Here is a 6,937-nt window from a genome sequence, read left to right as displayed (position 1 = left end):
GGGGTGACCTGGGGCTCGGCGCTCGTGCCGGACGCCGGCGTCGCGGCGGTGGCGGGCGGGTTCGCCGTCCCGGCCGCCTTCTCCGCGGCCTGCATCTGGGCCTGCTGCTGCTTCTGCAGCTCCTCCATCTGCTTCGCCTGCTCCTCGGCGAACGCGGCCTCGCGCTTGGCGTTGACGATGACCTCCACCTCGCGCAGCAGGGCGAACACGGGGGCCTCTGCGGGCAGCGCCACCTCACCGCCGGCCATGGCGATGTACTTGCGGTACAGCTCCGAGGCGCGCTCGGGCGCGTCCTTCACCTTGTGGAGGATGATGGCGCGGTTGAGGTTCACCGCCGCCAGCTCGGGGTCGAGCTTCTCCGCCTCGTCGTACTCCTGCATGGCCTTGTCGAACTGGCCCATGCCCTTGTAGGTGACGCCCAGGTTCAGGTGCGCGGCGGCATTCTTCCCGTCCGCCTGGAGGATGCGGCGCAGGTGCTGCTCGGCCGCCGGGAAGTTCTCCGAGGACAGCGCCAGCTGCGCCAGCTCCACGTGCGCCGGCACGTAGTCCTCGCGCACCTCCAGCGCCTTCTTGAAGGACAGGCGCGCCTCGTCCACATCCCGCTCCTGCAGGAGGATGAGGCCCACCGAATGGTGGAGCTCCGGGTCCGCAGCGTCCAGCTTCACGCCGCGCAGGGCCACCAGCTTTGCCATGGCAAGCTGCTTGCGGTCCAGGTAGCTGCGGATCATCACCTTCAGCGCGGTGGTGGACTGCGGGTCGCGCATCAGCGCGGCGCGCGTCAGGTCCATGGCCTTGGTGTGGTCCCCCTGCTGCCGGTAGATCTCCGCCAGCCGCGCGCGGGACTGCGCGTCATCCGGGTAGCGCTGGAGCACCTCCTGGTACAGCGCCACCGCGCCGGCGACGTTGCCCGCGTTCTGCTCCATCACCGCCAGGTTCTCCGACGCCTGCCGCAGCGAGGGCTTCTTCGTGAGCGCCGTCTTGTAGTGGTTGCGCGCCTCGGTGAGCTTGCCCTGACGCTCGGCGAGCACCCCCAGGTTGTAGTCGGCCTCGGCGAGGTTCCCGTCCGCCTCCAGCGCGGACTGGAACTTCCGCTCCAGCGACGGATAGTCGATGGCATTGGCCTTCTTCTGCGTGTCGAACGCCTTGAGCGCGTCCTCGAAGCGGGCCTTGGCCGTGTTGGAGATGGGCGGCGGGGCGTCCGACTTGCCGGCGTTCGGAGCCCCCGTCTTGGCCGAGGCGGGGCCGGTGGCCTTGGAGGAAGTACAACCAGCGGCGGCCAGCGAGACAGCCGCCAACAGGGGGAACAGGCGCATGGTGCGGGTCGTCCGGTTCATTAGAGGAAATCCTCCGGCTCCTCGTCATTCCCGCCCTGCTTCGCGGGAGTGGCGCCGTTGGTGGTGTCCGCCGGGCGGGCGTCCACCTGAGTCTCGGTCTGCGAGCGCAGCTGCGCGGTGAGGTCCGTCAGGTCCTCCTGCAGCGTCTCCGCCCGGGCCTGCTGCGCGTCCGCGGCCTTGGGCGCCGGCGGCGGCACGTCCTGGATGTGGGCCAGCAGGTCGCCGCCAATGAGCTGCACGCGGCCCTTCAGCGCCACCTTCTCCTCGGGCATGTCGGGGTAGCGGTCCGGCTGGTACGTGGTGCGCAGCAGCTTCAGGCTCTCCGCGGCGCAGTCGTTGTAGACGTCCAGCTCGCGGCTCTTGGCCACCGTGGCGGAGAACGCCTCGGTCGCCTTGTCCTTGAGCGGCTGCGCCTGGTTGGCGAACTCGTCGCGCAGCGCCTGCTCCGACTCCTCGTCCAGGCCGCGCGGCATGGGCGCGTTGGTGAGGCGGTCGGCGAAGTGGTCATACGCCAGACCAATGCGGTGCAGCGCGCAGATGGCGGGCTCGGGCGCGCCCAGCGTCACCGTCTGCACGTACTTCTTCTCCACCACCTGGAGCGCGCGGCTCTTGTCCTGGATGCTCGCCTTGAAGCGGTTGGGTGACGGCGGCACGCCCCAGTACAGCTTCAGGCGCCGGTACTCGTTCCAGTCCAGGTCCACCGACAGGAACTGCGCCTGCGCGGCCGTGGCGAGCGCCGGCTTCTCCAGCGAGCCCTGCACGCGGCGGGGCAGCTGGTCGAAGTGCTCGTAGATGCGCTTGTACATGCGGGACACGTCCCGCGACCTGCCCATCTTCTTGTACAGGGCGACGATGCGGCCCTCTGCGGCCAGATACCGGCTGGGGGAGCGCATGTTGTCGCGCTCGTACTGCTCCAGCATCTTGATGGCCTTGAACGCCGCGCCGCTCTTGCCCGTCAGGTCGATGATGGACAGGCGGATTTCGTCCGCGTCCTTGGCGCGCGGCCACAGCGTCAGGTAGTGCTCGCGGTTGCGCAGCGCGGCCTTCACCTGGCCCAGGCCCTCGCGGTAGGTGGCGGCGTTGAAGAGCGCCACCTGCGCCTTGGACTCGTCCCACTTCTGCACCACCGCGGGCTTGTCGTCCGCCGCGCCCCTGCGCTTCTTGCCTCGGCGTGCCCGGGCGTTGCCCTTCTCCCCCAGGCTGCGCTCGTAGCCGCGCACGTAGGCCTCGTACGTCGTCGCCGCGTCCTCGAAGTCGCCAATGGCCTCCAGCGCCTCCGCGTTCGCGTAGATGGAGTCCGGCACGTGCTTGGAGCGCGGGTACTCGGCGAACAGGCGCTTGCGCACCTCGATGGCCTTGTCCAGGCGCTTGGCCTTGTAGTAGTCGACCGACGCGTTGTAGAGCGCCAGGTCGGCGATCTCCGTCTGCGGGAAGTCCTTCACGAAGGCGAGGTACGCCTCGGCGGCCTTCTCGAACTCCTTCTTCTCCTCCAGCTGGCTGACGAGCTTGAAGGACGACTGCTCGATGAGCTTCGCCAGGTCGTCACGGAACTTGCCCACCGCCAGCTTGTCGTTGGCATAGAAGCGGCGCGCCCACTCGTTCACCTTCGCGTAGTCCTGGAGCAGGTGGTACGAGTCCAGGATGAGGTTGGCGGAGATCTCCGCCGCGCGCTCGCCGTTCTCGAACTTGTACTCGGGGTAGCCGAGCGCGATCTCGCTGAAGCGCAGCACCGCCTCGTCGAAGTGGTTGTGGCGGTAGTAGATGTTGGCCGCCTTGAAGGCGATCTCCACCCGCTTCTCCCCCTTGGGCACGTACTTGAGGTAGCGCTCGCACGCGTCGAGCAGCGCCTTCTTCAGCGTGGGGATGGCGGCCTTCTTGGTGATGTCCGAGCCCACCGCCTCGCCCTTGCCCTCGCCCCGCGCCTCGCCCGCCTTGACGACCTCGTCGTAGGCCAGCACCGCGTTGTAGGCGGCGTTCTGCAGCCACTTGCCCGGCTTGCCCGGCTTGGGCTTGCCCTTGTCGTCCTTGGCCTCCAGCACCTTGGCGTCCTGGAGCACGACGAGCGTGTAGTTGGCGGCGGCCTTGTCGAACTTCTGCAGGTTGTCGTTGAGCAGCTCGGCCCAGAAGAAGCGCAGGTCATACGCCTTGGGGTTCTCCGGGAAGAGCGTGAGGTAGTCGCTGTACACCGCGTCCGCGTAGCGGAACGTCTCCTCGTTGCGCGTCTTCTTGCCCTCGTTGTGCCAGGTGACGGCGAGGTTGGACAGCGTGCGCTCGGACAGCTCCTTCGCCTCCGCCAGCAGCTTCTTGTCCTTGTCCTCCTTGATGACGCCGGAGCCCTCGACCTCCTTCATGATCTTCACGAGCCGGCGCACCTGGACCACGGTGCGCTCCTTGTTGCCCATGCGGAGGATGCAGTCGACGATGCGGCCCTGGAAGCCAGGCGCCTCGGGGGACAGCGGCTTCTCCTTGATGAGGCCGTTGTAGGTGATGGCCGCCTCGCGGTCCTTGCCATCGCCGTAGTACAGGTTGGCCAGCTGCTTCAGCATCGTGAAGCGGTCTTCCGGGTTGGTGGCCACCTTGCCGAACTCCGCCCGGGCCTGCCCCACGTCCCCCTCGTGCGCGAACGCCCGCACGTAGTCGGTGCGCGCCTCGCGCAGCAGCGAGCCGCGGCCGCTCTTGCCGCCGTCCTTCTCCACGGCGTTGGCCCCGGCCAGCTCGCCGTAGAGCACCACCGTCTTGAACTTGTCCTTGGCCGACTCGAAGTCGCCCATGTTGTAGTGGCACCAGCCCTGCTTGTAGAGGGCGAAGGCGTACACCTGGTTCTCGGGGAACTCGGAGGCCTTCTTGTACGCCGCCAGCGCCTTCTCCAGCTCCGGGCGCTTCCCCTTGGAGTTGTTGAAGTAGTACTCGCCGAAGGCGAAGTAGGCGTCCGGGATGAACTTGGACTTCGGGTGCTTCTCCACCAGGCGCTTGAAGGCCACCAGCGCCTTGCGGTCCTGGCCGTCCTCCATGAGGTACTGGCCCAGGAAGAAGAGCACCTCGTCGGTGCGCTCGAAGGCCGGGTACTCCTGGACGATCTTCGTGTACTGCTCCACCGCGAGCTTGCCGTACTCCTTCTGCTTCGCGATGAACTCCGCCTTCTCCGCCTTGGCCCGCTTCTGGCCCGCGGCGTCGTTGCGGTTCATGGCCTGGATGAGGTCGTCATCCTTCCGGTTGGCCTCGAAGAAGAAGAACTTGGACTCCTCCCAGTAGAACTCGCCCAGGCGGAACAGGAGGCTGGGGGCCTCCTTCGGATCCGGCGACAGGGAGATGATCTTCTTCAGCGACTGGATCTGCTCGCGCCGCTTGGAGGCCACCTGCAGCTCGACGCCCAGCCGGAACTGGTCGTACTGGAGCGCGGGAGCGACCTCTTCTTTCTTCTTTTCACGGGTGATGTCGCCAGCCAGGGACTTGTCCACCGCGGTGGCGGACTTCCGGCCGAGATCGGCATCGCGCGGGGCTTTCTTCTCCTGGGCGGCGGAGGCCGTGGCCAGGAGGACGAGGCAGACGAGAAGCGAACGGCGCATGGTCTTCCTAGGAGAGGGGCACCGGCGTCCCCGGTTGCCTGCCTGGTAGGCAAGTGTCCGGGAATCTTCGGGAATTTCCATTCGGGGACCCTCACTATGCGCGGTTTCCGCGCGGCGGGTCAACACTGACTGGCCGCCTGCTTTCCTCGGGGAGCGTCGGTTCAAAATCTTCCAGATCCGCTGTGAGAATCGGCGCCGTGGCGTTGCCGTGTCGGACCTGCCAGGTATGGGGGAACGGACGGTCGGTTGCCCGGCCTCCCCGCACTGGAGTACGCGTCGGATCATGAGTCTCCTCCCCGAAAGCGCCAGCTTCGAAGAGCTGGTGCAGGACTACTTCCTCGCGGTGCGTGGCGCGGGGCTGATGCTCTCCGCGCTGGACACCGAGCTTTTGACGACCTGGGCCCGGGAAGGCGTTCCCTTCGAGGTGGTGGCGCGCGGCATCTCCCGCTCGGCGGAGAAGGCCCTCTGGGACGCGCGGCCCGGAGAGCCGGTGCTGCGCTCGCTGCGCGCGTGCCGGCGGCAGGTGGAGTCGGAGATCAAGAAGTACCGGGAGTTGGCGGCGGGCGCGGGTGAGGAACCCTCCTCCTCCGCCCCCAGGCGCAAGCGGGCCCGCTCCTGGGAGGAGACGCGGCACGCGCGGCTGTGCGCGGCGCTCGAGGACCTGGCGGGGCGGAACGAAGCCCTGTCGCACCGTGTGCGAAACCTGCGCATCACCGTCCTGGCGCATGTCCCGGAAGAGCCGGCGGCCATGGACGCCCAGGAAGTGCTGGCGTTCCTGCTGGTGCTGCGCACCCTGCCCTTCCTGGACAGGTGCGCCCTGTGGCGTGAGGCCCTGGCGGCGTCCGCGGAGCAACAGGTGATGTCCCCGCGCGCCCGCAAGGTGTCCCGGCGCTTCCGGGTGCTGGCGACGGTGCGGCGGCGGCTGGGCGTGAAGGAGCTGTAGGTGGGACGAAACGCCTGGCCGCCCGTTCAGTGAACTAACGGCCAAGGGGAGGCTCTGGTATGGCGGAGCGTGAGATGGCTCCAAAGGCGAATGGCGAGGCGTGTGGTGTGTGCGGCGGGCGGACCTATGTCATCGAGCGCCGTGGGGAGCAGGCCCATGCGCGCATCTGCGCGTGCTCCGAGCACTGCTCGGTGTGCGGCGGGCGCGGGCACGTGCTGGTCGAGCGTGAGGGGGAGTTCAGCCAGAAGATGGGCCCTCGCCGCTACGAGGTGATGGAGACGTGCGTGTGCACGCAGCGGCGGAAGCGGGTCGCGCGCTTCAACGAGGTGGGCCTGCCCGCCGTCGTGTCCCACGCGAGCTTCGACAACTACCGGGCCTTCAACGAGGCGCAGGACCGGGGCCGCGGCGTGGCGCTGCACTTCGCCCACCAGTACGTGAAGGGCGGCCCGTCCAAGGGCTTCATCCTCAGCGGGCCGGTGGGCACGGGGAAGACGCACCTGATGGCGGCCACCCTGGCGCACCTGGTGCTGGAGCTGGGCGTGCGCGGGCGCTACGTCGAAATCTCCCTGCTCTACGCCACCATCCGGCGCGGCTTCCAGGAGGGCAAGAGCGGCGGAGAAATCATCGGGCCCCTGTCGGAGGTGGAGGTGCTGGCCATCGACGAGCTGGGCAAGGGCCGCGGGAGCCCCTTCGAGATGGAGACGCTCGATGAGCTGATTGCCCGCCGCTACAACGCGGGCCGCACCACGCTCTTCGCGACGAACTACTCCCTGGAGCCGGAGAAGCGCGCTACGCGCAGCGCGGCGCCGTCGGGCTACCGCACCACCGAGGACTCGCGCGGCGCGGCTCGCGAGGCGGAGCTGCTGCGAGAGCGCGTGGGCGAGCGCATCTACAGCCGGCTGTGCGAGCTGTGCACCTTCGTGGAGCTGCCGAAGGACACGCCGGACCGGCGCCGCACCCGGCAGGAGATGGACGCGCCCATGCACCATTCGCTGGGCGGCGGGCGCACACCGGGACGGTAGTCACGCCGCGCCGGGCGTCCGCCTCCGCCGTCCCGCTCGACGGCCGGCGGAGGCTTCACGCATCCTGTGTCC

The 6,937-nt window shown here is 68.4% G+C and carries 4 protein-coding genes; 2 read left to right on the top strand and 2 right to left on the bottom strand.

What is annotated here, in order from left to right; translation table 11 throughout:
• Nucleotides 1-1,334 (bottom strand): adventurous gliding motility TPR repeat lipoprotein GltE (gene gltE / locus G4D87_RS08210; protein ID WP_163780639.1); only part of this gene is annotated, 1,334 nt, incomplete at its 3' end.
• A complete protein-coding gene (locus tag G4D87_RS08205; protein WP_205507478.1) occupies nucleotides 1,334-4,900 on the bottom strand; it encodes a tetratricopeptide repeat protein in 3,567 nt (1,188 codons plus the stop codon). The genes gltE and G4D87_RS08205, both read right to left, overlap by 1 nt.
• A gap of 283 nt (nucleotides 4,901-5,183) precedes the next feature.
• Between G4D87_RS08205 and G4D87_RS08200 the strand changes: the two genes are divergently transcribed.
• Both G4D87_RS08200 and G4D87_RS08195 read left to right on the top strand, forming a co-directional pair.
• Nucleotides 5,184-5,843 carry a hypothetical protein gene (locus tag G4D87_RS08200; RefSeq protein ID WP_205507477.1) on the top strand — a complete coding sequence of 220 codons (660 nt, stop codon included), beginning with the start codon at nucleotides 5,184-5,186 and terminating at the stop codon, nucleotides 5,841-5,843.
• 59 nt (nucleotides 5,844-5,902) lie between these two features.
• On the top strand, nucleotides 5,903-6,865 hold the full coding sequence (locus G4D87_RS08195; protein ID WP_163780633.1) for an ATP-binding protein: 963 nt from the start codon (nucleotides 5,903-5,905) through the stop codon (nucleotides 6,863-6,865).
• The last annotated feature ends 72 nt before the right edge of the window (nucleotides 6,866-6,937 follow it).

Origin of the sequence: Myxococcus vastator (genome assembly GCF_010894475.1) — a bacterium.
Lineage (GTDB): Bacteria > Myxococcota > Myxococcia > Myxococcales > Myxococcaceae > Myxococcus > Myxococcus vastator.
The sequence above is the reverse complement of the archived record's forward strand: the minus strand, read 5'-3'. Positions and strand labels throughout refer to the sequence as shown.